Genomic DNA, 24,260 nt, shown 5'->3' on the forward strand with positions numbered 1-24,260 from the left:
GTCTTCGACGATCATGGCGGCTCCTATGGGGGCCGCCTCCTGATCGATAGCCGATGGCGTGCTTGGTCAACGCACGGCCCCCACTTTTCTCCCGTCATTCCCGCCCTTGTGGCGGGAACCCCTCTGTCAGCCGCAGGTGCGATTGAGGCGACGTGCTGAGCACGTCGCTTGAACTTCACGTGCAAGCGGAACCAGGGGTTCCCGCCACAAGGGCGGGAATGACGGGATAAGAAAATTGCGTTCCGGTGGTCTTGGCGCGGCTCAGCCCAGCAACCGCACCCACTCCCGCACGACCATCGCCCCCAGCACGATCGTGCTCAGCGAAAACACCGCGAACCGCGCCAGCACGATGTTGATGCTGGCCTGGATCAGGCTGTGCAGCACCCGCAGGCCTACATAGGCCCAGGCCAGCCCCACCGACGCCCCGTCCGCATGGCCCGCCACGGCGATCGCCAAGGCCGCCGCGTAGAAGATCGTCGGCTGCTCCATCAGGTGGTTGTAGTTGTCGGCCGCCTGCCGGGCGGCGTCGGGCAGGCCCGTGAGCGAGCCTGGAAACCGCGCGTCCTGCGGCTTGATCCCGGCCTTGGTCATGGCCGGCAGGCGCTGGGCGTACATCCACAGCCACATCAGCAGCGACCAGCTCACCAGCGCCAGCACCGGCGCGATCATCGTATTCATGGCGTTGCCTCCCCAGGCGATTGTCATGGAAACAGGCTATTGGCGGACCGGCGGTATTTGAAGCGTGACCTTACGGACGGCGTATTGGCGCGATGATGGTTGCGAGGCTAGGCTCACAGCTTCTGGTGGAGGAAGCCGATGCTGATCGGACTGCTTTTCGTCGCGCTCCTGGGCGGGCAGGCCGAGCCGCCTGACTTCGCCGGGTCGATCGCCTGCGTGGGTCTCGCCCAGCAGGCGGCCAAGGACATGAAGACGCTCAAACGCGCGGCCCGGAACGATCCGGCCCAATTGGCCGAACTCGAAAGCGCCGGCGTCCTCTGGAAGCGGGTCGGCGCCGAGGCGGCCCGCTCGGCCGAAGAGACGGCGGCGAGCGAAGGCAAGTCCAGGGGTGAACAGGACGACCTGGCGGCTCAGACACGCCGGGCCTTCGAGACCGCCCCGCCCGAGCTCCGGAACGCGATGGCCGAGAGCTGCATCTACAAGTTCGCCCGCGACGAATGGGACAAGCGCAACAGGTAGCGCCGGCCGGTCAGCGCTTCTTCAGCGTCTCTTCCATGCCCCGGCGGGCCAGTTCGTCGGCGCGTTCGTTGTGCTCGTGGCCGGCGTGGCCCTTGACCCAGCGCCAGTCAATCTCGTGGCGCAGGCGGGCGGCGTCGAGGCGCTGCCACAGGTCGACGTTCTTGACCGGGCTCTTGTCGGCGGTCTTCCAGCCCTTGGCCTTCCAGCCATGGATCCACTGGGTGACGCCCTTCATCACGTACTGGCTGTCGGTGTGCAGCTCGGCCTTGGTCGGGCGATTGAGGGCCTCGAGCGCCATGATCGCGCCCATCAGCTCCATGCGGTTGTTGGTCGTGGCCAGGTCGCCGCCGCAGATTTCCTTGCGCTTGTCGCCGTACATCAGCACCGCGCCCCAGCCGCCGGGGCCCGGATTCCCGCGGCAGGCGCCGTCGGTATAGATGATCAGCTTTGGGGTCACAGACCAATCCTCACTGGGCCGACCCGAACAGCGACAGACCCTCGCGGTGGACGGCCAGTTTGCGCTCGTATTCCAGCGGGTCCTTCGGGCGCACCAGGGCGCCGGCGGGCGTGGCGTTCCAGTCGGCCAGGCGCGTCAGGAAGAAGCGGACGGCCGCGCCGCGCGCCAGGATCGGCAGGGCGTCGCGCTCGGCCGGGCTCAGCGGACGGCGGCGCTCGTAGCCGGCGATCAGGGCCCGGGCGGCGGTGACGTTGAAGCTGCCGTCGGCCTCGAAGCACCAGGCGTTCAGGGTCACGGCGATGTCGTAGGCGTAGGCGTCGTCGCAGGCGAAGTAGAAGTCGATGGTCGCCGCGAACTTGCCGTCGGTCCTGAAGAAGACGTTGTCGGGGAAATAGTCGGCGTGGATCGTGCCGGTCGGCAGGTTACGCGGCCAGGCCAGGGCCAGCTCGGCCAGGTCCTTGTCGATCACGGCTGACAGGCCCGGCTTCAGGTCCTCGGCGGCCTGGCGGTGCTTGGCGAACAGCGGGGCCCAGTGCGGCTGGCCAAGGTCGTTGGCGCGACGGCCGGCATAGCCTTCGCCGGCCAGGTGCAGCCAGGCCAGGCCCTCGCCGGCTTCGCGGCAATGGGCCGGAGTGGGCTTGCGCACCGACAGGCCCGGCAGGAAGTCGACGATGGCGGCCGGCTTGCCGCGCAGGGTCTTGAGGTTACGGCCCGCCTTGTCGGCCACCGGACGCGCGGAAGGATAGCCGCGGTCGGCCAGCCAGCCCAGCAGGTCGAGGAAATAGGGCAGGTCCTCGGGCCGCGCGCGGCGCTCGTAGACCGTCAGGATGTAGCGGCCGGTCTCCGTTTCCAGCAGGAAGTTGGAGTTCTCCACGCCCTCGGCGATGCCCTTGAACGCCAGCGGGGCGCCCAGGTCGTACTCGGCCAGGAAGGCTTCGAGCTCTTGGTCGGTGATGTCGGTATAGACGGCCATGGCGGCGGGATGCGGCGCCGCGCGCTGGCGGTCAAGCGGGGGCTCTTAGAATCCCTCTCTCTTTGAGAGAGGGCGGGGCCCGCGCCGAAGGCGTGGGAGGGTGAGAGGTAACAAACTCGCCTGACAAAGCGCGGCGGCTCGGCCAGCGCTTTGATTGAGGATATGCCTGCCAAGGGTGAAACCTCTCACCCTCCCACCGCTTCGCGGCGGGTCCCTCCCTCTCTCTCAGAGAGAGGGCGTTTTTACGCCGTCGTCAGCAGTCTGGGCAGCTTGAAGGTCACCGTCTCGCGGGCTTCGACCAGTTCCTCGATCTCCAGGTCGAAATGGCCGCTGATGGCGTCGATGACGCCCTGCACCAGGTCTTCCGGGGCCGAGGCGCCGGCCGTCAGGCCGATGCTTTCCACGCCCTCGAACCAGCTCCACTCCAGGCCCGAGGCGTCGTCGATCAGATAGGCGGCCTTGGCGCCGGCCTTCAGGCCCACTTCCTTCAGGCGCACCGAGTTGGACGAGTTGCGCGAGCCGACCACCAGGATCAGGTCCGAGGCCTCGGCCAGCATCTTCACCGCGTCCTGGCGGTTGGTGGTGGCGTAGCAGATGTCTTCCTTGTGCGGGGCGGCGATGGTCGGGAAGCGCTGCTTGAGCATGGCGACGATGTCGGCGGTGTCGTCGACCGACAGGGTGGTCTGGGTCAGGAAGGCCACGTTCGAGGCGTCCTGCGGCTGCCAGGCCCGGGCGTCGTCGATGTCCTCGATCAGGGTCACCGTGCCCTCGGGCAGCTGGCCCATGGTGCCCACCACCTCGGGGTGGCCGGCGTGGCCGATCAGCACGATCTCGCGGCCGTTGTCGAAGTGCTTCTGGGCCTCGACATGGACCTTGGAGACCAGCGGGCAGGTGGCGTCGAGATAGATCATCTGGCGCGACTTGGCCTCGGCCGGCACGGATTTCGGCACGCCGTGGGCCGAGAACACCACCGGGCGGTCGTCGGGCGCCTCGTCCAGTTCCTCGATGAAGATCGCGCCCAGGGCCTTCAGGCGGTCGACCACGTGGCGGTTGTGGACGATCTCGTGGCGCACATAGACCGGCGCGCCGAACTTCTCGATCGCCCGCTCGACGATCTGGATGGCGCGGTCCACCCCCGCGCAGAAACCGCGCGGGCTGGCCAGGAAAAGGCGAAGCTTGGGACGGGTCGGCGCGGCGGTGCTCATGGCGCGGAACCTAAGCGTTCGAGGCCTTCGGCGCCAGAGATCCGTGACGCGAGCATGCCCGACGCGGACGTTTGACGTCAGGCGTGAAACGCGAGCACGTTGCGAGGTCACGCATATGCCTTTATCAGGCTGCATGACGCCGGCTGGGGCACCTCCCGAACTGGCAATCCTTCTCGAACCGGACGTTTCATGCGCCGCACGCTTTCCGTCGCCCTCAGCGCCACGATGGCCCTGTCGTTCGCCATGACCGCCATGAGCGCTCACGCCCAGATGGGCGGAGGCATGGGCGGCCAGGGCGGCCCCGGCGGCGGTGGTCAGGGCGGCGACGACGACGGCGGCAAGAAGAAGAAGCGCGACGAGGAGTGGAACCAGCCCAAGGCTCCGCTGGCCCAGCTGCGCAACGCCGGCCCGTGCCCCTTCGTGAAGGTGCTGTACGACGCCAGCCGCTATGTCGAGTTCAAGGGCGGCAAGGAAAGCAGCGCCGCCGCCGGCTACACCGGCGAGATCCAGGGCGTGTCCTCGGGTTGCGCCTACAAGAACGACGAGCCGATCCGCATGCAGGTCGAGGTGCTGTTCGCCCTGGGCCGTGGCCCCGAAGCGACCGAGCCGCGCAAGACCTACCGCTATTGGGTGGCCGTGACCGAGCGCAACAAGGACGTGCTGGCCAAGGAATATTTCGACCTGCCCGTCACCTTCCCGGCCGGCGGCGACCGCGTCTACGCCACCGAAAATCTGCAGACCATCACCATCCCGCGCGCCGACATCAAGACGAGCGGCAGCAATTTCGAGGTCCTGATCGGCTTCGACGTCACCCCGGAAATGGCCGCCTTCAACCGCGACGGCAAGCGCTTCCGGGTCAACGCCGGCCAGACCGCCCAGGCCCAGCAAGCAGGGACTCCTCCTAAGCAATGAACGATTTGAAGCGGTCCTTGAGCGAGGCGGCCGCGGCCGCTTTCCAGGCCGCCGGACTGTCTCCCGACTTCGGGCGCGTCACGGCGTCCGACCGGCCCGACCTTGCCGACTTCCAGTGCAACGGCGCCCTCGCGGCGGCCAAGAGCGCCAAGCGTAACCCCCGCGAGATCGCCGTCCAGGTGGTCGACCAGCTGAAGGCCGATCCGCGCCTGGCCTCGGTCGAGATCGCCGGCGTCGGCTTCATCAACATGCGCGTCAGCCCCTCGGCCCTGGCCGAGCGCGCCGACCAGATCGCCGCCGACCCGCGCGCCGGCGCCAGCCTGCTGGCCGATCCGCGCCGGGTGCTGGTCGACTACGCCGGCCCCAACGTGGCCAAGCCGATGCACGTGGGCCACCTGCGGGCCTCGATCATCGGCGAGTCGATCAAGCGCCTGTACCGCTTCCGCGGCGACCAGGTGGTGGGCGACGCCCACTTCGGCGACTGGGGCTTCCAGATGGGCCTGCTCATCACCGCGGTGGCGGACGAGGACGCCTTCATCGCCGCCCTGATGGAGAAGCTGCCGGATGCCCCGCGCGACTTCACCGCCGCCGACGAGGCCAAGGTGCGCGCCGAGTTCGCCGGCCGGGTGACCCTGGCCGACCTCGACCGCCTGTATCCGGCCGCCGCCGCGCGCGCCAAGGAAGACACCGACTATCGTGACCGCGCCCGCAAGGCGACGGCCGACCTGCAGAACGGCCGCTTCGGCTACCGCCTGCTGTGGAAGCACTTCGTCGAGGTCAGCCGCGTGGCCCTGGAACGCGAGTTCCATGCCCTGGGCGTCGACTTCGACCTGTGGAAGGGCGAGAGCGACGCCGATCCGCTGATCGCGCCGATGGTGCGCCAGCTGGAGGACAAGGGCCTGCTGGTCGAGGACCAGGGCGCCCGCATCGTCCGCGTGGCCCGTCCCGGCGAGACCAAGAAGAAGAAGCTGCCCGACGGCTCGGTGATCGAGGTCGAAAGCCCCGATCCGCTGCTGGTGGTCTCTTCGGAAGGCTCGGCCATGTACGGCACGACCGACCTGGCCACGATCCTGGATCGCCGCCAGTCGTTCGACCCGCATCTGATCCTCTACTGTGTGGACCAGCGTCAGGCCGACCACTTCGAGCAGGTGTTCCGCGCCGCCTACCTGGCCGGCTACGCCCAGCCGGGCGGCCTGGAGCACATCGGCTTCGGCACCATGAACGGCGCCGACGGCAAGCCGTTCAAGACCCGCGCCGGCGGCGTGCTGAAACTGCACGACCTGATCGAGATGGCCCGTGAAAAGGCCCGCGAGCGCCTGCGCGAAGCCGGCCTCGGATCTGAGCTGTCGCCGGAAGCCTTCGAGGACATCGCCCACAAGATCGGTATCGCGGCCCTGAAGTTCGCCGACCTGCAGAACTTCCGGGGCACCTCCTACGTCTTCGACCTCGATCGCTTCACCAGCTTCGAGGGCAAGACCGGTGCGTACCTGCTGTTCCAGGCCGTCCGTATCAAGAGCATCCTGCGCAAGGCCGCCGATCAGGCCGCCAAGGCGGGGCCGGTGATCGTGGCCGAACCGGCCGAACGGGATCTCACCCTGCTGCTGGACGCCTTCGAGGGCGCGCTGTCGGAGGCCTACGACAAGAAGGCCCCCAACTTCGTGGCCGAGCACGCCTACAAGCTGGCCCAGGGCTTCTCGAAGTTCTACGCCGCCTGCCCGATCCTGGGCGCCGACGATCCGGCCGTGCGCGCCTCGCGCCTGACCCTGGCTCAGACGGCTCTGAAGCAGCTGGAGCTGGCGCTCGACCTGCTGGGCATCGACGCGCCGGAACGGATGTGATGACCGCGCCCCTCTCCCCTTGCGGGAGAGGGTGGCCCCGCGGAGCGGGGTCGGGTGAGGGGTCTCGCAAAAATCAGACGCCGCGACAGCCGATCGGCCGTCGCGGCGTTTTTCGTTTGTGCGACCCCTCATCCGTCGGCCTTCGGCCGCCACCTTCTCCCGCAAGGGGAGAAGGAAGTCGCGGCGCCGCTTGCAAACCACCGTTCTCCGGCGTCCTCTGCCCGCGCCACCGGGAGGACCGCCATGGATGACGCCGCGACCCTGACCTCCGCCGCCCTGCTCGCCCGCGCCAATCCGGTGCGGATCCCCAACGAGAGCGCCGAGTATCGCGCCGCCCGCACGGCCTTGCTGGCCGAAGAGATCGAGCTGCGCCGCCATATCGAGCGGGTCGCCGCCCAGCGCCGGGCGCTGCCGCCGGGCGGGCCGGTGACCGGCGACTACCGGTTCCAGGGCGAGGAAGGCGAGGTCGACTTCGCCGGCCTGTTCCGCGACAAGCCGACCTTGGCCGTCTACTCCTACATGTTCGGCCCACAGCGCGAGCGGCCCTGCCCGATGTGCACCAACCTTTTGGGCGCGTGGGAGGGCAACGCCGCCGATATCGACCAGCAGCTGTCGCTGGCGGTCGTGGCCCGATCGCCGCTCGACAAGCTGCTGGCCTGGAAGCGCGAGCGCGGCTGGAGGAACCTGCGGCTCTACACCGACCTGACCGGCGACTATTCGCGCGACTATTTCGGCGTGCTGCCCGACGGCTCGGAGATCCCGGCCTTCAACGTCTTCTCCCGCCGCGACGGGACGATCCGCCACTTCTGGTCGGGCGAGATGGCCGGCGAGACCGCCGATCCGGGCCAGGATCCGCGCGGCGCCCCCGATCCCGCTCCGCTGTGGATGGTGCTCGACAGCACGCCCGAGGGCCGGCCGCCGGAGTGGTATCCGAAGCTGGATTACTGAAGGCCTAGGCCGACACCCGGTCCGTCATCCCGGGCGTAGGCGCGTAGCGCCGTAGACCCGGGACCCAGGGGCGACCGCACTGCGCCGGCTCCTGGGTCCCGGCTCTCCGCTTCGCTGCGGCCGGGATGACGATGGAGAGGGCGGCTCAGGCCCGGTAGTCGAACCCTTCGACGTTCTCGGTCTTCACCGGCTCCTCCCGGGTCCTGCCCACCGCTGCCTTGCGCAGGCGCACGTCGCGGACCGGCAGGTCTTTCTCGCCCTTGATGCGGCAGAGCGATCCGGCTTCCTCGACCCGCACGTTCGAAACCCGCAGCCCTTCGATCGCCGTCAGCCGCCGCTCGTAGGTCGGGACCAGGGTGCGCCACTGGTAGAGGACGTCGGTGTCCACCGCGAGCACGCTGCCGGCGATCTTCGTGGCGCTGACATTGGTCATGTGGATGTTGCGGACGAAGCCGCCGCGTCGCTCGTTGGTCTTGACGAACATCAGGTTGGCGATCGGCACGGCCCAGCCGTCCTCGCCCTTCCCGTCGCCGGTGAAGTGGCAGTTGTCGACGAAGACGTTCTCGATCCCGGCCGAAAGCTCGCTGCCGACCGCCAGCAACTGGTGGCCGTTCTTGATCCGGCAGTCGCGCATGACGACGTTGCGGGTGGGAACGCCCAGGCGCCAGGCGTCCTGGTCGCGGCCCGACTTCACCGACACCGCGTCGTCGCCCTGGTCGAAGACGCAGTCCTCGATCAGCACGTTCTGGCTCATCTCCGGATCGACGCCGTCGTTGTTGTGGCCGTGGGCGCGGATCTTCACCCGGCGGATGACGACGTCGGTGCAGAGGAACGGGTGGACCACCCAGAAGGGGCTGTCCTCGATGCTGACGTCCTCGATCAGCACGTGGCGGCAGCGGTTGAACTGGACGAACTGCGGGCGAAGGTTGGCCTCGCCGGCCGCCATCTGGCGCCCGCTCACCGGCTCGCCCTTGGCGGCCTTGTGATAGAGCGCGACCAGGGCGTCCATGTGCGGCTTGGGCCGCGCGTACCAGACCTTCCAGACGTTCAGTTTGGCCTTGAGCTTGCCGGGGCCGGTGATCGCCACATTCTCGCAGTCGAAGGCGTAGACCAGCGGCGAGTAGTTCCAGCACTCCAGGCCCTCCCACGTCGTCTGGACCGGCGGCAGGTAGTCGGCGGGCTTTTCCGAGAACAGCAGGGTCGCGCCCTTGGCCAGGTGCAGGGCGACGTTGCTCTTCAGGTGCACCTTGCCGGTCGGCCAGATTCCGTCCGGGATCACCACCACGCCCGCGCCGGCGGCGTTGGCGGCCGTGATCGCCGCGGCGATGGCGGCGCTGGTCTTGCCCTGGTCGCCCTGGTCGGCGCCGAAGTCGGTGATCGGGAAACGCCGGGCGCTGGAGAAGTCGGGCACGCCGATGCTGGGCATGTCGAACGGCGCGGTCGGGCGGGTCAGCTTGTGGGGGAAGGGCCTGGCGAGGGCGAGGCCCGGGATCAGCGGCGCGGCGAATCCGGCCGCCAGCGCCGTCCGTCGGGTCGGAAGGTGGATGCCCATGCCGCGTCTCCCAGAGCCGGGCGTCGCACGCACCCGTTCAACGCATTGCTCGCATGATGGGATGTGAAGTCAATATTTGAGAACTTATCCTTCTCCCCTTGCGGGAGAAGGTGGCGGCCGAAGGCCGACGGATGAGGGGTCTCTCAAAAGCAAGACGCCGCGTCCGGTCGTTCCGCTTTCGAAGCGGACAGGGCTTTCGACCCCTCACCCGACCCGCTTCGCGGGCCACCCTCTCCCGCAAGGGGAGAGGGATCTAGACCAGACGCTCCAGCCCGGCCCGGGCCGCCTTCAGGAACACGCTCGGCAGCGCCGACAGCCCCTCGTGCGGGGTCCAGACGAAGTCGCCGGCGACGTCGGCCTCGGTGACCAGCACGCGCAGGGTCAGGGAGAAGTGGGTGAAGACGTGCTCGACGGCGCCCAGATCTCGCCACGGCGCCAGGATCGGCGCGACGCGGATCGCCTCATCGTCCGACCACGGACGATCTCGCCAGTCGGAGGTCGGCAGGCCCAGCATGCCGCCCAGCAGGCCCTTGTCCGGACGCCGCACCAGGGCCGTTTCGCCTCGGCGGCTGACCACATAGGCCACGCCGTGACGGCGCGGTCGGTCGGCCTTCTTGGTCTTGCGGGGATAGGTCTCGGGCGCGCCCTTGGACCGAGCCTCGCAGAAGGTCTCGACCGGGCAGCGGTCGCACAGCGGGGCCTTGGGCTTGCAGATCGTGGCGCCCAGATCCATCAGCGCCTGGGCCCAGTCGCCGGGGCGCTCGTCGGTGACCAGCAGGCCGGCCAGCCGCTTCAGTTCCGGTTTGGCGTCGGGCACGGGGGCCTCGACCGCGAAGAGGCGGGCCATCACCCGCTCGACATTGCCGTCGACGACATTGGCCTCGCGGTCGAAGGCGATGGCGGCCACGGCCGCGGCGGTGTAGGCGCCCACCCCCGGCAGGGCCAGCAGGCCCTCTTCGGTGTCGGGAAAGACGCCGCCGTGGTCATGGGCGACCGCGCGGGCGCAAGCCAGCAGGTTGCGGGCGCGGGCGTAGTAGCCAAGGCCCGCCCAGGCCCCCATCAGTTGCCCGTCCTCTTCGGCCGCCAGGGCCTCGACCGTGGGCCAGCGCTGGGTGAAGGCCAGGAAGTAGGGGGTGGCGTGCGGCACGGTGGTCTGCTGCAGCATCACCTCCGACAGCCAGACGCGGTAAGGATCGCTGCGCAGCCCCACGCGCCCGGCGGCGGGGCCGGTTCGCCAGGGCAGGACGCGGGCCTCGCGGTCGTACCAGGCCAGAAGTGCGGAGCGGATCGCGGCGACGTCGGTCATTGTCGCCTCCTATCGCAAATCCGCGCGCGCGAGGGGAGAGGGGGCGTGCTAGGCTTTCGCGCATGTACCGCCGCACGCTGCCCACGGCCGACGAAGCGCTGAAGATCCTGTCGCGCCGCCGCACCCGGCCGCCGATGCGCGTGCCGCCGCCGGCCGGCAAGAGCCTGGCCCCGCTGATCCGTGAACTGGACAAGAAGTACGGCCAGGGCCCGGGCGCGCTGCAGGCCCGCTGGAAGGAAATCGTCGGCGACACCCTGGCCCGCCGCACCGAGCCGGTCCGCATCATCAAGAGCCGCACCGGCGAGGGCGGCACGCTGGAACTGCGCGTCGACGGCCCCGTGGCCTCGCTGATCCAGCACCAGGCGCCGCAGATCACCCAGCGCCTGGACCTGCTGCTGGGCAAGGGCGCGGTCACCCGCCTGCGGATCGTGCAGGGACCGGTGCGCGTCGCGGCCCAGGGGGGAGCCGGAGCCCCGCCGCGTCCGCGCCGCAAGCCGCCGCTCGACGCCGCCCAGGAACGCGACCTGGCCTCCAGCCTGGCCGACCAGCCCGAGGGGCTGCTGAAAGAGGCGCTGCTGAAGCTTGGTCGAGGCGTGCTGCGCAACGAAAGTTGACAACCTGCGCGCGTTCACGCTGATGCGCTCCAAGCCTCAAGCGCGCCATTTTCATGCCGATAAAGAATCGCGCTTAACTCTACTATTCACGTTCGAGGAAGACCCGACCATGCGCTCGCCCCTTCGCCGGATCCTGCTGGCCGCAGCCCTCGTCGCCGGCGTCGCCGGCCTTTCCGCCTGCAACAAGTCGGGCGGCGCCGTCACGGCCGACGACATGAGCCTGGGCAACCCGAACGCCAAGGTCACCGTCATCGAGTACGCCTCGGCTTCCTGCGTGCACTGCGCCCGCTGGAACGAGGAGGTCTTCCCGGCCTTCAAGCAGAAGTACATCGACACCGGCAAGGTGAACTACGTCTACCGCGAGTTCCTGACCGCCCCGCCGCAGGTGGCCGCCGCCTCGTTCCTGCTGGCCCGCTGCGCCGGCAAGGACAAGTACTTCTCGGTCCTGGACTCGGTCTACCGCTCGCAGGAAGAGATGTTCACCACCGGTCAGTACCGCGACGTGCTGCTGCGCATCGCCCAGTCGGCCGGCCTGGACGAAGCCAAGTTCGACGCCTGCGTCAGCGACGAGAAGGCCCTGAAGGCGCTCAACGACCGCATCGAGCGCTACTCCAAGGAAACCGACATCAAGGGCACCCCGACCTTCGTCATCAACGGCAAGAAGCTGAACGACGAGGGCGGCGAGGCCCCGCTGGCCCAGCTGGACGCCGCCATCGCCGCGGCGAGCAAGTAAGCATGACCCTGGACCGGCGCGCGCTGATCGTTTCAGGCATGGCCGTCGCGACCATGCCCGGCCTGGCGCGCGCCGCCCAGATGCCGCCCCTGCCCGGCGACCATGTCATGGGCTTGGTCAAGGCCAAGGTGCAGATCGTCGAGTACGCCTCGATGAGCTGCAGCCACTGCGCCCACACCGCGCTCGAGATCATGCCGGCCATCAAGAAGCGCTACATCGACACGGGCAAGGCCAAGCTGGTGTTCCGCGAGTTCCTGACCCCGCCCGCCGACCTGGCCGGCGCGGGCTTCCTGCTGGCCAATCGCGTGCCGCCGGCCCGCTATTTCGAGGCGGTGGAGGCGATCTTCGCGGCCCAGCACGACATGTTCCAGACCGGCGACTACTGGGGCGGGCTGCTGGGCGTGGCCAAGCGGTTCGGCCTGACCGAGGCGCAGCTGGAGGCGACCCTCAACGACAAGGCCGCGCTCGCCGCGCTGAACGCCCGCGTCGAGGCGGCCGCCAAGCGCGGCATCAACTCCACGCCCACCTTCTATATCAACGGCGAGGAATTCGTCGGCGAACTGACGGTGGAAGACCTGGCCAAGGCCGTCGACAAGGCCCTGAAGGGCTAGCGGGCGGGCGCGGCCGTGCAGTTCCAGCGTCTGCGCCTTTCCGGCTTCAAGTCCTTCGTCGAGCCGACGGAGTTCAGGATCGAGCCTGGCCTGACCGGCATCGTCGGGCCCAACGGCTGCGGCAAGTCCAACCTGCTGGAAGCCCTGCGCTGGGTGATGGGCGCCAACTCGGCCAAGGCCATGCGGGCCGGCGGCATGGACGACGTCATCTTCGCCGGCTCGGGCAACCGTCCGCCGCGCAATCACGCCGACGTCACCCTGACCATCGACAACGCCGACCGCACCGCCCCGGCCGCGTTCAACGACGATCCGGTGCTGGAGGTGGTGCGCCGCATCGACCGCGGGGCCGGCTCGACCTACCGCATCAACGGCCGTGAAGTCCGCGCGCGCGACGTCCAGCTGCTGTTCGCCGACGCCTCGACCGGCGCCAACTCGCCGGCCCTGGTGCGCCAGGGCCAGATCAGCGAGCTGATCGGCGCCAAGCCGCAGAACCGCCGCCGCATCCTGGAAGAGGCGGCCGGGGTGTCGGGGCTCCACACCCGTCGCCACGAGGCCGAGCTGCGTCTGCGGGCGGCCGAGACCAATCTCTCGCGCCTGGAGGACGTGGCGCGGGAGCTCGAGACGGCGCTGAACCGCCTCAAGCGCGAGGCGCGCCAAGCCGAGAAGTACAAGCGCCTGTCGGCCGAGATCCGCGCCGTGCAGGGGGCGGTGCTGTTCGCCCGTTGGACCGAGGCTCGCGACACCCTGGAGCGCACCCAGTCCGAGGCCACCCAGTCGGCCCGCGATGTCGAGGAGACCGCCCGCGCGGCCGCCGCCGGCCAGGGTGCGATCGTCGAGGCCGAAACCGCCATGCCGCCGCTGCGCGAGGAGGCGACGATCGCCCAGGCGGTGCTGGGCCAGCTGGCGATCCAGAAGGACCGGGCCGAGCGGGACGCCCAAGCGGCCGCCGCCGAGTTCCAGCGCCTGTCGGCCGATCTGGCCCGCATCGACGAGGACAGGGCACGCGAGGAGCAGGCCGCCGAGGACGCCGGCCGCAGCCTTGCCCGCATCGAGCCGGAACTGGCCGAGGTGCGCGCCCTGATCGCCGCCGCGCCCGAACGCGGTCCCGAACTGGAGGCCGCCGCCAAGGCCGCCGAGGCCGCGCGTGCGGAAGCGGATTCCGCCGTCGAGCGCCTGGCCGCCCAGACCGCCGCCGAGGAGGCCCGGGCCCGCGCCGCCGCCCAGCGCCTGGCTGAGGCCGAGAGCCGCCTGGCCCGGACCGTCCGCGCCCTGGACCAGGCCAAGGCCGAACGCGCCGCCGTCGGCCCGGCCGTCGATCCCGCCGCCGCCGAGGCCCGTCAGCGCTTCGCCAACGCCGAGGCCGCGCTCGCCGCCGCCCGCGCCGCCCTGGAGGCGGCCGAGGCCGAGCGCACAACGGCTGCTCAAGCCGAGGGCGCGGCTCGGGATCTCGCCCGCAAGGCCGAGGACCAGTTGGGCCGCCTGCGCACGGAAGCCCGGGGCCTGGCCCAGCTGACCGCCCCACGCGCCAAGAGCGGGTTCTCGCCCGCCCTCGATGCGGTGACGCCCGACAAGGGCTATGGCGCGGCCCTCGCCGCCGCCCTCGGCGACGACCTGGAAGCCGCCCTCGACGCCCGCGCGCCCTCGCACTGGGCCGGCGCTGAAGCGCCCGCCACCGCCTGGCCCGACGGCGTCCAGCCGCTGGCCCCGCTGGTCAAGGCGCCGGCGGAGCTGGCCGCGCGCCTGGCCATGGTCGGCCTGGTGGAGCGCGCCGACGGCGAGCGGCTGGCCAAGGGTCTGCCGGTCGGGGCGCGGCTCGTCTCGAAGGAAGGCGACCTCTGGCGCTGGGACGGCTTCGTCGCCAAGGCCGACGCGCCCAAGCCCGCCGCCGTGCGGCTGGAGCAGCGGACCCGCCTGGCCGAGGTCGAGGCCGAGATCGACCTGGTCGCGCCGCGCGCCGAGGCCGGGGCCGCCGCCCTGAAGACCGCCGCCGACCGCCTGCGCGCCGCCGAAGACGCCCTGCGCGACAAGCGCCGGGGGCCGCCCGACGCCGAACGCCTGCTGAACCAGGCCCGCGAGACCGTGGCCCGCTACGAGCGCGAGGCCGCCCAGCGCGAGGCCCGCGCCCAGTCGCTGGACGACACCATCGCCCGCTTCGAGGCCGAACGCGCCGAGGCCGACGAGGCGCTCGCCGCCGTCCGTGCCGAGCACGCGGCCGCCGAGAGTGTCGGCGACCTGGCACCGCAGCTGCTGGCCGCCCGCCAGGCCGCGACCTCCGCCCGCGAAGCCGCCGCCGCCGCCCGTTCGGCGCTCGATCTGGAGAACCGCGAACGTTCGGGCCGCCAGCGCCGCGTCGACAGCCTGGAGCGTGACCTCGGCGACTGGACCCGCCGCCGCGACGCCGCCGCCAAGCGCGCCGAGGGCCTGGAGGGCGATCGCGCCAAGGCCGCCGCCGCCCTGGAGGCCGCCCGCGCCGCCCCGGCCGAGCTGGAGGCCAAGCTGCTTGTGCTGGTCGATCAGTTCGACGCCGCCGAGCAGCGCCGGGCCAAGGCCAGCGACGCCCTGGAAGCCGCCGAGACCGCCCGCATCGCCGCCGACCGCGCCGCCCGCGCCGCCGACCAGGCCGCCGGCGAGGCCCGCGAGCGCCGCGCCGCCCTGGTCGCCCGCCTGGACGGGGCCCGCGAGCGCTTCGCCGAGATCGCCTCGAACATCCGCGAGAGCGCCCGCATGGAGCCCGAAGCCCTGGGCCGGCACCTGGCCGGCGAGGCCGTGGCCGTGCCGAAGGACGCCGCCGGCGTCGAGGCCCACCTGTTCGCCCTGGAGCGCGAGCGCGATTCCATCGGCGCGGTGAACCTGCGGGCCGAGGAAGAGGCTCAGGAATATGCCGGGCGGCTGGAGACCATGCGCATCGAGAGGGCCGACCTGTCGGGCGCGGTGGCCAAGCTGCGCGACGGCATCGAGGAGCTGAACGCCGAGGGGCGGGAACGTCTTCTCGCCGCCTTCGACGTGATCAACGGCCACTTCCAGACCCTCTTCCAGGCCCTGTTCGGCGGCGGCCAGGCCGAGCTGCGGCTGATCGAGAGCGACGATCCGCTGGAAGCCGGCCTGGAGATCTTCGCCTGTCCCCCCGGCAAGCGCCTGGCCAGCATGAGCCTGATGAGCGGCGGCGAGCAGGCCTTGACCGCCAGCGCCCTGATCTTCGGCGTCTTCCTGGCAAACCCAGCCCCGATCTGCGTGCTGGACGAAGTCGACGCGCCGCTCGACGACGCCAATGTCGACCGCTACTGCAACATGCTCGACGAGATGCGCCGCCGCACCCTGACGCGCTTCATCGCCATCACCCACAACCCGGTGACCATGAGCCGGATGGACCGTCTGTTCGGCGTGACCATGTCCGAGCGCGGCGTCAGCCAGCTGGTCAGCGTGGACCTGAGCACCGCCGAGGAGCTGGTGGCGGCGCAATGAAAGATGCTCCCCCTGAAGGGGGAGCTGTCGCGGAGCGACTGAGGGGGAAGTTCAAGCGGCGGGCCAGCAGCCGCTTCCCCCTCCGGCCCTTTGGGCCACCTCCCCCTTCAGGGGGAGGATCAGAAGAGATGCCGCAGCGGGTTGCTCGGATCGGCCAGCAGCTTGATCGCCATGGCGCAGGAGATCGTCACCAGCAGCGGCCGGATCAGCCGCGCCCCGAAGCGCACCGCCAGGCGCGAGCCCAGCTGCGCGCCCAGGAACGCGCCGACGGCCATGGCCAGGCCGATGGGCCAGATCACCGCGCCCTTGAGGATGAACAGCGCCAGCGCTCCGACATTGCTGGCGGCGTTGGCCAGCTTGGTGTGGGCCGTGGCTTTCAGAACGCCGTAGCCGAGCAGGGTGACGATGGCGACCATGTAGAAGGCCCCCGCGCCCGGGCCGAAGATGCCGTCATAGAAGCCGACGATCGGCGCGACGAAGCCGGCGAACACCGGCAGGGCCAGGCGCGCCGGGCCGTCCTCGGCCTTCAGGGCCTTGGACAGGCCGAAATAGACGGCGATGACGATCAGCAGCACCGGCACCAGCGCCGCCAGGACGCGCGGCGAAAGAAGGCTGGCGCACAGCGCGCCGGCCAGTCCCGCCAGGCCCGCCGCCAGGGCGATCGGCCAGGCGGTCTTCCAGTCGATCAGGCCGCGCTTGGCGAAGGCCCGGGTGGCCGAGACCGAGCCGAAGGTGCTCTGCAGCTTGTTGGTGCCCAGGGCCGCGACCGGCGGCAGGCCCGAAAGCAGCAGGGCCGGCAGGGTGATCAGGCCGCCGCCGCCGGCGATGGCGTCCAGGGCTCCGGCCACGAAGGCCACACCGAACAGGATGACGAGCAGCTGAAGGCTCAGATGGTCCATTGGCGGTCCCTACAAACGCGAAAAGCCGCCCGGGAGCCGGGCGGCGGCAGGCGGCGGGTGAAGGAAGGGGAGGCGGCCGACAGCACGTCTCCCCATCGTTCGGATCAGCCGATCAGGTGGGCCCACTGGTGGGCGCGCGAGGCCTTGCTGTTGCGGCCCAGGGCCTTCAGCTCTTCGCGGGCCGCGGCCTTTTCTTCCTTGCGGACGCGTTGTTCGGCGGCTTCGACGGCCTTGCGTTCCTTGCGCTCGGCGCGCTTGACGGCCGCGATCTCTTCCTGGCGGGCCAGGGCTTCGAGGCGGGCGACTTCCTTGGCTTCGGCGCGGGCGACGCGAACGGCTTCCAGCTCGGCGGCGCGTTGTTCATCGCGCTTGTCGAAATCAGGATCCTGAACGGCGGCCTTCGGCTTGAACTTGGCCAGCATAGCCTTCTTGGCTTCCTGCTGGGCGGTGATGCGATCGGCGAATCCGGTGTTCTTCAGGTAGGACATGAATCTTCGTGCTGTTGGAGAGGCGCGCCTCCTAAACCCCAAAACGACGAAAAAAGCAATTGGAGCCGCCATGCTCTTCGCCGGACGGATCGTCGCGCGCCGGGGGTATCGCCAGCGGCGGGGCCGTCCCGGAGACCCAGATTCCGCGGATTGGCTGACCCTGCGGAAATTCCCTCGTCAAAACAGTGCCTTGTGCAGTTTCTCCACAATCTTGACGCACCGCAGCGCGCCCTATAGGTTCCGCCGCGATCAAGCCGGCCGAAAAAGCGCCTTCTTCAGGCGCGTCTGCGGGCGCTTTCGGACCTGACCGCTTCCCATGCCCAAGGCCGACGAACCGAACGACGAGGCTTTCAAGAGCCTGGACGCTCGGCTCGACGCTTTCGAGGCGCGGAAGGCGGCGGAAAAGCCCGCCAAGGCGGCGGACGAGAAGGCTTCCCAGGACGGCTATCGCCTCCTGGCGGATTTGATCGGGGGCGTTCTGGTGGGGCTGGGCTTCGGCTGGCTGCTCGACCACTACGTCGGTACGGGGCCCTGGGGAATGGTCGGCGGTCTGCTGATCGGAACCGGTCTCGCGATATTCTCCGTCGTCCGCAAGGCGACGAAACTGAGCGCGCAGGCGTCCAAGGCCCCGGCCGAGGATGTACACACGGGAGGCGGGTCCACCGCCCCCAAGCAGAAGAGAGACTAGGGCCGATGGCCGATCCGATGCACCAGTTCCAGATCCAGAAGGTCGTGGAACTGCCCACCGTGAACGTCTTCGGTCTTCCGATCGATCTGTCGATCACCAATTCGGTGGCCGCGATGCTGCTGGCCGCGACCCTGGTCGTGGCGTTCTACGCCGTCGCCGCCCGCCGCGCCGTGGTGCCGGGTCGCCTGCAGACCGTGGGCGAGATGCTTTATGGACTGGTCGACGGCTTGGCCGAGTCGATCATCGGCCACGATGGTAAGAAGTTCCTGCCCTTCATCTTCACCCTGTTCGCATTCGTGCTGTTCATGAACCTGCAGGGCATGTTCCTGGTGTTCACCGCCACCTCGCAGCTGGCCGTGACCCTGACCCTGGGCCTGATGGTCATCCTGACCGTGGTCGCCGTCGGCTTCGCCAAGAACGGCCTGAAGTTCTTCAAGCTGTTCGCCCCGTCGGGCGTGCCGTGGCCGCTGTACTTCCTGCTGGTGCCGATCGAGATCCTGTCGTTCCTGATCCGTCCGATCACCCTGGGTCTTCGTCTTTTCGGCAACATGCTGGGCGGCCACGTGGTGCTGAAGATCTTCGCCGGTTTCGTGATCGCCCTTGGCGGTCTCGGCGCGATCGGCTGGGCCGGTTCGCTGCTGGCCCTCTCCTCCGTCGTCGCCCTGACGGCCCTCGAGTTCATGGTGGCCTTCCTGCAGGCCTTCGTGTTCGCGGTGCTTGCCTGCGTCTATATCAACGACGTCGTGCACCTCGACAGCCACTGATCACCCTTTTCTCTTCAACCTATCTCTGAATTCTCAAGGAGCCTCACAATGGAAGCGGAAGCCGCTAAGTACATCGGCGCTGGCCTGGCCATGCTCGGCATGATCGGCGCGGGCATCGGCCTGGGCGTCATGTTCGGCAACTATTTCCAAGGCGCGCTGCGTAACCCGACCGCCGCCGCTCAAGAGCGTCCGATGCTGTTCCTCGGCATGGCGCTGACGGAAGCCCTGGGCATCTTCGCCCTGGTCATCGCCTTCCTGATCCTCTTCTCGTAATCCTCTGAGCGCGGCGGCGGTCGGTTCCCGGCCTTCGCCGCGCTTTGATCTTTAAGAACCGAGCCTGCTCGCCCGTTTCGGGCCGCAGGCGCTAGCTGAGAGGCGCCCTCGCCCATGGCGACGGAAAATCACGGCACGGTCGCGACGACTGAAGCCCCCGGACACGAAAGCGGCGGTCTTCCGCAGCTCCAGTTCCAGCACTGGGGCGGTCAGATCGTCTGGCTGCTGCTCATCTTCGCCGTTCTCTACATCGTGCTGTCGAAGGGGCTGCTGCCCCGCGTCAGCGGCGCGATCGACGAGCGCGGCGCCAAGATCGCCGGCGACATCGCCGACGCCCGTCGTCTGAAGGACGAAGCCGAGGTGCAGGCCCGCGCGGCCGCCGCCGAGGTGGCCGAGGCTCGCGCCAAGGCCCAGAAGACCGCGGCGGACGCCAAGGCCCAGGCTTCGGCGCAAGCCGCCGAGCGTCAGGCCAAGGAAGAAGCCGTGCTGGCCGAAAAGCTGGCCGCGGCGGAAGCCTCGATCCAGGCCGCCCGCGACGAGGCCATGAGCCACGTCCGCACGGTGGCCGAGGAGACGGCCGGCGCGATCGTCGAGAAGCTGACGGGCAAGGCGGCTTCGGCCGCCGAGCTCAAGACGGCTCTGGCCTAAGGAGTAGCCGACCATGGAACACGAATCCCTGTTCAGCTTCTCCAACCCGGAGTTCTGGGTTCTGGTCGCCCTGGTGATCTTCTTCGGCCTTCTGGTCGTTCTGAAGGTCCTGCCGGGCGCCCTGTTCGGCGCGCTTGACGGCTACGCCGCCAAGATCCAGGCCGAACTCGACGAAGCCCAGAAGCTCCGCGAGGAGGCGCAAGCCCTGCTCGCCGAGGTCAAGGCCCAGCGCGAGGAAGCCGAGCGCCAGGCTTCGGCCATGCTCGAGGCGGCCAAGGCGGATGCGGTCCGTCTGGCGGCCGAGGCCAAGGAAAAGCTCGAGGAGCAGATCACGCGCCGCGCCCAAATGGCCGAGCGCAAGATCGCCCAGGCCGAAGCCCAGGCCGCCGCGGACGTCAAGGCCGCGGCCGTCGACCTCGCCGCCCAGGCGGCCGAGGCGGTGCTCCTGGCCCGCGTCGGAACCGGCGCCGACCCCCTGCTCGACGCGGCCATCGGCCAGATCGGCAGCAAGCTGCAGTAGTCCTTCAGGACGGCTGAAAGATCGAAAGGCGCGGCTCGCAAGGGCCGCGCCTTTTTCGTTCTTGACCCCTCTCTCTTTGAGAGAGGGAGGGGCCCACGCGGAGCGTGGGAGGGTGAGAGGTTACACTCTTTCCGGATGAGGCGCGGTGGTCAGAGCTGCGGTTTGAATAGGGCTTGGGGTTTGCCTGTGAGCGGCGAAACCTCTCACCCTCCCACCGCTGCGCGGCGGGCCCCTCCCTCTCTCAAAGAGAGAGGGTTTCTAGGCGGCCGCTTTCCTGCGCAGCCACTTCCGCACAGCCTTCCGGCCCCGCTTCAGCACCCGCCAGGCCGGCCGGCGCAGGAACACCTTCTCGCTCCGCAGCAGCTGCTGCCAGGCGACCAGCAGGATCTCCGGTTCGCGGCGCATCAGGCGGCGGATGGGAAAGATCAGCTTGGGGTGGCGCTTCTGCCAGCGGATGAAGCGGCGGCGGGCCTGGAACGAGTTGCGCAGCACCACCATCAGCCCGATGACCAGCAGCGGCAGGCCGACGTGGCCGGGCAGGGGCGTGAGGATCGCGCCGGCCAGCAGGATCAGGCAGCCCAGGGCGATCAGCAGGAGCCGCGCGACGCGGGCCAGGGTCTCGCGAAGGACGAAGGCCAGCCGGCGGCGGCGCAGGCTCGACAGGCGGCGGACGACCCTGGGGTCGCGGGCGGTCACTGGCCGCGCGGGTTGACCTGGCCCCGGCGCTTGAAGGACTTGCGCCAGCGCTTGGCCACCCGCCAGCGGCGCGGCACGACCAGCTTCTCGATGCGCAGCACCTGCTGCCAGGCCACCAGCACCACTTCCGGCTCGCGGCGCAGCAGGCGGCGCAGCGGGAAGACCAGCTTGGGGTGGGCGTGCTGGAAGCGCACGAACTGCTTGCGGGCCTTGAAGGAGTTCCGCAGCACCAGCATCAGGCCGATGACCGTCAGCGGCACGCCCATGGGGCCGGGCAGGGGCGCGATCAGGAAGCCCGCGGCGATGAACACCAGGCCCAGGGCCACCAGCAAGCCGCGAATGATCCGGCCGAGAAGCTCGCGGGCGAGTTCGTCGGCGGCGGAGAGGCGCACGGGCGTCATGGCGATGGCGAAGTTCATGGGGGGCTGAACGGGGTATGTGGTCCGCCGGTTTCCGACAAAGCGCCGGCCCCCTCTTCCCACACGGTGCATATGGAAACGGGGCGCCCTTCCGTAAAGGCGCCCCGTTCCGCTTTCGTGCCTGTGTTGCGCCTATTCCGCTGCGAGTGGCGCGGGGGCAACAGGTTTCCACTTCAACTTCGGCTTTCGCGCCGCCAGGGTCTCGTCCAGGCGCTTCAGCGGCGCCAGGTGCGGGGCGTTCTTGAACCGCGCGACCTCGCCGGCCTTGGCCGATTCCGCGAGCAGACGGAGGGCCTCGATGAAGCGGTCGAGCTCGGCCTTAGATTCGGTCTCGGTCGGCTCGATCAGCATCGCGCCATGCACCACCAGCGGGAAGTACATGGTCATCGGGTGGAAGCCCTCGTCGATCATCGCCTTGGCGAAATCGAGCGTGGTGACGCCCGTGCCTTCCAGCCAGGCGTCGTCGAACAGCGCCTCGTGCATGCACGGACCTTCGGGGAAGGCCGGGCTCATCAGGTCCTTGAGGCGGGCCTTGATGTAGTTGGCGTTCAGCACGGCGTCCTCGGCTACCTGGCGCAGGCCGTCGGCGCCGTGGCTGAGCATGTAGGCGTAGGCGCGCACGTACATGCCCATCTGGCCGTGGAAGGCGCTCATCCGGCCGAAGGCCTGGGCGGCGACGCCCTCGGCTTCCTCGACCAGCTTGTAGCCGCCGTCGTCATGCACCACCCACGGGGTGGGGGCGAACGGGGCCAGGGCCTCGCTCAGCACCACCGGACCCGCGCCCGGACCGCCGCCGCCGTGGGGCGTCGAGAAGGTCTTGTGCAGGTTGATGTGCATGGCGTCGACGCCCAGGTCGCCCGGGCGCACCCGGCCGACGATGGCGTTGAAATTGGCGCCGTCGCAGTAGAAGTACGCGCCCGCCGCGTGGGTCAGGCGGGCGATCTCGACGACGTCGCGCTCGAACAGGCCGCAGGTGTTGGGGTTGGTGACCATGATCGCCGCCACGTGGTCGCCGAGCTTGGCTTCCAGGTCGGCGAGGTCGACGCGGCCGTCGTCGGTCTGGGCGATTTCCACGACCGTATAGCCGCAGAAGGCCGCCGTGGCCGGGTTGGTGCCGTGGGCGCTGGTCGGGGCCAGCACGGTCTTGCGGTGGCCGTTGCCGGCCGCCTCGTGGGCGGCGCGGATGGCCAGGAGGCCGCACAGCTCGCCGTGGGCGCCGGCCTTGGGGCTGAGCGCGACCGCCGGCATGCCGGTCAGGGTCTTCAGCCAGTGGGCCAGGTTGTCCATCAGCTCGATGGCGCCCTGCACCGTCGACTGCGGCTGCAGCGGGTGGATGTCCGACAGGCCCGGCAGGCGCGCCATCTTCTCGTTGAGGCGCGGGTTGTGCTTCATCGTGCACGAGCCCAGCGGATAGAGCGCCAGGTCGATGGCGTGGTTCTTGTGGGACAGGCGCACGTAGTGGCGCACCGCTTCCGGCTCCGACAGGCCCGGCAGGCCGATGGCGTCGTCGCGGGTCAGGCCGGCCAGGGCGCTGTCGGCGGCGACGGCGTCCGGCAGGTCGACGCCGGTCTTGGTCCAGCCGCCCAGTTCGAAGATCAGCGGCTCGTCCTGCAGCAGGCCGCGGCCGCCCGACAGGGAGGCGAAACCGGCGTCGTCATTGGAAGCTTCGGGACGGGTGGGACGTCCGACATTGTTCATGCTCATTGGACGGCTCCGGCCAGCAGCTTGGCGAAGAAGGTGATGTCGGTGTCGAGCGTGGTCTCGGTCGTGGCGACCAGCAGCACGTCGTCCAGGCCCGAGCCCGGCTCCAGGCGAGAATAGGGCACGCCGGCGATGACGCCGTGGGCGGCCAGGGTCTCGACGACCTCGGCGGCGTCCTTGGGCAGGCGCACGGCGAACTCGTTGAAGAACCGCGGCGTCAGGATCTCGACGCCCGGGATGGCCGCCAGGGCCTTGGCCGTGGCCAGCGCCTTCTGGTGGTTCAGCGAGGCCAGTTGGCGCAGGCCCTGCTCGCCCAGCAGGCTCATGTGGATCGAGAAGGCCAGGGCGCACAGGCCGCTGTTGGTGCAGATGTTGGACGTGGCCTTGTCGCGGCGGATGTGCTGCTCGCGGGTCGACAGGGTCAGCACGAAGCCGCGCTTGCCGTCGGCGTCCACCGTCTCGCCGCAAAGACGGCCGGGGGCCTGGCGGACGAACTTTTCCTTGCAGGCGAAGAGGCCGACATAGGGGCCGCCGAAGTTCAGGCCGTTGCCGATCGACTGGCCCTCGGCCACGGCGATGTCGGCGCCCATGGCGCCCGGCGACTTCAGCAGGCCGTACGAGACGGCCTCGGTGGTGACCACGATCAGCAGGGCGCCGGCCGCGTGGGCGGCCTCGGCGATCTTGCTGACGTCGGTGGCCGTGCCGAACACGTTGGGGGTCTGGACGACGACGCAGGCGGTGTCGGCGTCGATGGCGGCGATCACCGCGTCCTCGGCGTCCATGGCGGCCGGCAGGCGCAGGGTGGTCACGCCGGCGGCGTGGGCCAGGGTCTCGACAGCGCCGACATAGTGAGGGTGGACGCCGCCCGACAGCACGGCCTTGGTCTTGCGGGTGACGCGCTGGGCCATCATCACGGCCTCGGCCGTGGCGGTGGAGCCGTCATAGAGCGAGGCGTTGGCCACTTCCATGCCGGTCAGGGCGGCGACCTGGCTCTGGAACTCGAACAGCACTTGCAGCGTGCCCTGGGCGATTTCCGGCTGGTAGGGCGTGTAGCTGGTCAGGAATTCCGACCGTTGGATGATGTGGTCGACCGTGGCCGGCACATGGTGGCGATAGGCCCCGGCCCCGACGAAGAACGGCCCCTCGGCGGCCGAGCGGTTGCGGCGCGACAGGCGCAGCATCTCGCGCTCGACTTCCAGTTCGCCGGCGTGGTGGGGCAGGTCCACAGGCTCGCTGCGGCGGGCGACGGCCGGCACGTCGACGAACAGCTCGTCGATCGAGCCCGCGCCGATCACGCCGAGCATGTCGGCGCGGTCTTCGGGGGTCAGGGGGAGGTAGCGCATGGGGAGAAAACCT

At 69.7% G+C, this 24,260-nt stretch carries 25 protein-coding genes and 1 pseudogene; 13 read left to right on the forward strand and 13 right to left on the reverse strand.

Going from position 1 to position 24,260, the window contains the following annotated elements:
• Positions 1-261: 261 nt before the first annotated feature.
• Entirely contained in the window at positions 262-678 is a 417-nt protein-coding gene (locus tag AC07NS_RS08400; RefSeq protein WP_494602689.1) for an MAPEG family protein, read from the reverse strand.
• A gap of 138 nt (positions 679-816) precedes the next feature.
• On the opposite strand from AC07NS_RS08400, the gene AC07NS_RS08405 reads away from it, so the two are divergent.
• Positions 817-1,197: a hypothetical protein gene (locus AC07NS_RS08405; protein WP_494602690.1), complete on the forward strand. Its 381-nt coding sequence runs from the start codon at positions 817-819 to the stop codon at positions 1,195-1,197.
• A gap of 10 nt (positions 1,198-1,207) precedes the next feature.
• Here the strand turns inward: AC07NS_RS08405 and rnhA are convergent, their stop codons facing one another.
• The 3 genes from rnhA to ispH form a co-directional block, all read right to left on the reverse strand.
• Positions 1,208-1,654 carry a ribonuclease HI gene (gene rnhA, locus AC07NS_RS08410; RefSeq protein WP_110120061.1) on the reverse strand — a complete coding sequence of 149 codons (447 nt, stop codon included), beginning with the start codon at positions 1,652-1,654 and terminating at the stop codon, positions 1,208-1,210.
• Between the two features lie 10 nt (positions 1,655-1,664).
• On the reverse strand, positions 1,665-2,627 hold the full coding sequence (gene thrB / locus AC07NS_RS08415) for a homoserine kinase (RefSeq protein WP_494602691.1): 963 nt from the start codon (positions 2,625-2,627) through the stop codon (positions 1,665-1,667).
• Between the two features lie 242 nt (positions 2,628-2,869).
• Positions 2,870-3,832, reverse strand: a complete 963-nt coding sequence (gene ispH / locus AC07NS_RS08420) for a 4-hydroxy-3-methylbut-2-enyl diphosphate reductase (RefSeq protein WP_494602692.1) — start codon at positions 3,830-3,832, stop codon at positions 2,870-2,872.
• A gap of 189 nt (positions 3,833-4,021) precedes the next feature.
• Between ispH and AC07NS_RS08425 the strand changes: the two genes are divergently transcribed.
• The 3 genes from AC07NS_RS08425 (at position 4,022) to AC07NS_RS08435 (ending at position 7,530) form a co-directional block, all read left to right on the forward strand.
• Positions 4,022-4,744, forward strand: a complete 723-nt coding sequence (locus AC07NS_RS08425) for a Tat pathway signal sequence domain protein (protein ID WP_494602693.1) — start codon at positions 4,022-4,024, stop codon at positions 4,742-4,744.
• Positions 4,741-6,582 carry an arginine--tRNA ligase gene (gene argS / locus AC07NS_RS08430; RefSeq protein ID WP_494602694.1) on the forward strand — a complete coding sequence of 614 codons (1,842 nt, stop codon included), beginning with the start codon at positions 4,741-4,743 and terminating at the stop codon, positions 6,580-6,582. Before AC07NS_RS08425 ends, argS begins: the two co-directional genes overlap by 4 nt.
• 243 nt (positions 6,583-6,825) lie before the next feature.
• Entirely contained in the window at positions 6,826-7,530 is a 705-nt protein-coding gene (locus tag AC07NS_RS08435) for a DUF899 family protein (protein WP_494602695.1), read from the forward strand.
• Here AC07NS_RS08435 and AC07NS_RS08440 read toward each other — a convergent pair.
• The 3 genes and pseudogenes from AC07NS_RS08440 to mutY form a co-directional block, all read right to left on the reverse strand.
• Positions 7,524-7,658: pseudogene (locus tag AC07NS_RS08440) on the reverse strand (hypothetical protein); the annotation flags it as partial. The gene AC07NS_RS08435 and the pseudogene AC07NS_RS08440 overlap by 7 nt on opposite strands.
• A gap of 17 nt (positions 7,659-7,675) precedes the next feature.
• A complete protein-coding gene (locus tag AC07NS_RS08445) occupies positions 7,676-9,082 on the reverse strand; it encodes a glycoside hydrolase family 28 protein (RefSeq protein WP_494602696.1) in 1,407 nt (468 codons plus the stop codon).
• A 253-nt stretch (positions 9,083-9,335) separates the two neighbouring features.
• A complete protein-coding gene (mutY, locus tag AC07NS_RS08450) occupies positions 9,336-10,388 on the reverse strand; it encodes an A/G-specific adenine glycosylase (RefSeq protein WP_494602697.1) in 1,053 nt (350 codons plus the stop codon).
• Between the two features lie 62 nt (positions 10,389-10,450).
• On the opposite strand from mutY, the gene AC07NS_RS08455 reads away from it, so the two are divergent.
• The 4 genes from AC07NS_RS08455 to smc all read left to right on the forward strand — a co-directional run bounded on the left by AC07NS_RS08455 (position 10,451) and on the right by smc (position 15,808).
• Positions 10,451-11,002 carry a DUF721 domain-containing protein gene (locus AC07NS_RS08455; RefSeq protein WP_494602698.1) on the forward strand — a complete coding sequence of 184 codons (552 nt, stop codon included), beginning with the start codon at positions 10,451-10,453 and terminating at the stop codon, positions 11,000-11,002.
• A 109-nt stretch (positions 11,003-11,111) separates the two neighbouring features.
• Positions 11,112-11,735 carry a DsbA family protein gene (locus tag AC07NS_RS08460; protein WP_494602699.1) on the forward strand — a complete coding sequence of 208 codons (624 nt, stop codon included), beginning with the start codon at positions 11,112-11,114 and terminating at the stop codon, positions 11,733-11,735.
• Between the two features lie 2 nt (positions 11,736-11,737).
• Positions 11,738-12,346 carry a thioredoxin domain-containing protein gene (locus AC07NS_RS08465; RefSeq protein ID WP_494602700.1) on the forward strand — a complete coding sequence of 203 codons (609 nt, stop codon included), beginning with the start codon at positions 11,738-11,740 and terminating at the stop codon, positions 12,344-12,346.
• 15 nt (positions 12,347-12,361) lie between these two features.
• On the forward strand, positions 12,362-15,808 hold the full coding sequence (smc, locus tag AC07NS_RS08470; protein ID WP_494602701.1) for a chromosome segregation protein SMC: 3,447 nt from the start codon (positions 12,362-12,364) through the stop codon (positions 15,806-15,808).
• Positions 15,809-15,927: 119 nt separating this feature from the next.
• Here the strand turns inward: smc and AC07NS_RS08475 are convergent, their stop codons facing one another.
• Entirely contained in the window at positions 15,928-16,707 is a 780-nt protein-coding gene (locus AC07NS_RS08475; protein ID WP_494602702.1) for a TSUP family transporter, read from the reverse strand.
• A gap of 104 nt (positions 16,708-16,811) precedes the next feature.
• Positions 16,812-17,195 (reverse strand): DUF6481 family protein, encoded by a 384-nt coding sequence (locus AC07NS_RS08480; RefSeq protein WP_494602703.1) that lies wholly within the window; start codon positions 17,193-17,195, stop codon positions 16,812-16,814.
• Positions 17,196-17,511: 316 nt separating this feature from the next.
• Here AC07NS_RS08480 and AC07NS_RS08485 point away from each other — a divergent pair, with 316 nt between their 5' ends.
• The 5 genes from AC07NS_RS08485 to AC07NS_RS08505 all read left to right on the forward strand — a co-directional run bounded on the left by AC07NS_RS08485 (position 17,512) and on the right by AC07NS_RS08505 (position 20,088).
• The gene (locus tag AC07NS_RS08485; RefSeq protein ID WP_494602704.1) at positions 17,512-17,883 is read left to right on the forward strand and encodes an AtpZ/AtpI family protein; all 372 of its coding nucleotides are present in this window, start codon (positions 17,512-17,514) and stop codon (positions 17,881-17,883) included.
• Positions 17,884-17,888: 5 nt separating this feature from the next.
• Positions 17,889-18,647, forward strand: a complete 759-nt coding sequence (locus tag AC07NS_RS08490; RefSeq protein ID WP_110120044.1) for a F0F1 ATP synthase subunit A — start codon at positions 17,889-17,891, stop codon at positions 18,645-18,647.
• A gap of 48 nt (positions 18,648-18,695) precedes the next feature.
• Positions 18,696-18,920, forward strand: coding sequence for a F0F1 ATP synthase subunit C (locus AC07NS_RS08495; RefSeq protein WP_108505567.1), 225 nt, complete (start codon positions 18,696-18,698; stop codon positions 18,918-18,920).
• A gap of 114 nt (positions 18,921-19,034) precedes the next feature.
• Positions 19,035-19,568: a F0F1 ATP synthase subunit B family protein gene (locus AC07NS_RS08500; RefSeq protein ID WP_110120043.1), complete on the forward strand. Its 534-nt coding sequence runs from the start codon at positions 19,035-19,037 to the stop codon at positions 19,566-19,568.
• 13 nt (positions 19,569-19,581) lie between these two features.
• Entirely contained in the window at positions 19,582-20,088 is a 507-nt protein-coding gene (locus AC07NS_RS08505; protein ID WP_110120042.1) for a F0F1 ATP synthase subunit B, read from the forward strand.
• Positions 20,089-20,346: 258 nt separating this feature from the next.
• Here the strand turns inward: AC07NS_RS08505 and AC07NS_RS08510 are convergent, their stop codons facing one another.
• The 4 genes from AC07NS_RS08510 to gcvPA form a co-directional block, all read right to left on the reverse strand.
• Positions 20,347-20,784, reverse strand: a complete 438-nt coding sequence (locus tag AC07NS_RS08510) for a hypothetical protein (protein ID WP_494602705.1) — start codon at positions 20,782-20,784, stop codon at positions 20,347-20,349.
• The gene (locus AC07NS_RS08515; protein WP_110120041.1) at positions 20,781-21,203 is read right to left on the reverse strand and encodes a hypothetical protein; all 423 of its coding nucleotides are present in this window, start codon (positions 21,201-21,203) and stop codon (positions 20,781-20,783) included. Before AC07NS_RS08515 ends, AC07NS_RS08510 begins: the two co-directional genes overlap by 4 nt.
• A gap of 132 nt (positions 21,204-21,335) precedes the next feature.
• The gene (gene gcvPB, locus AC07NS_RS08520) at positions 21,336-22,907 is read right to left on the reverse strand and encodes an aminomethyl-transferring glycine dehydrogenase subunit GcvPB (RefSeq protein WP_494602706.1); all 1,572 of its coding nucleotides are present in this window, start codon (positions 22,905-22,907) and stop codon (positions 21,336-21,338) included.
• On the reverse strand, positions 22,904-24,247 hold the full coding sequence (gene gcvPA, locus AC07NS_RS08525; protein WP_494602707.1) for an aminomethyl-transferring glycine dehydrogenase subunit GcvPA: 1,344 nt from the start codon (positions 24,245-24,247) through the stop codon (positions 22,904-22,906). The genes gcvPB and gcvPA overlap by 4 nt, the downstream gene beginning before the upstream one ends.
• Between the last annotated feature and the right edge of the window lie 13 nt (positions 24,248-24,260).

This window comes from Caulobacter sp. GW821-FHT10A10 (assembly GCF_059415745.1).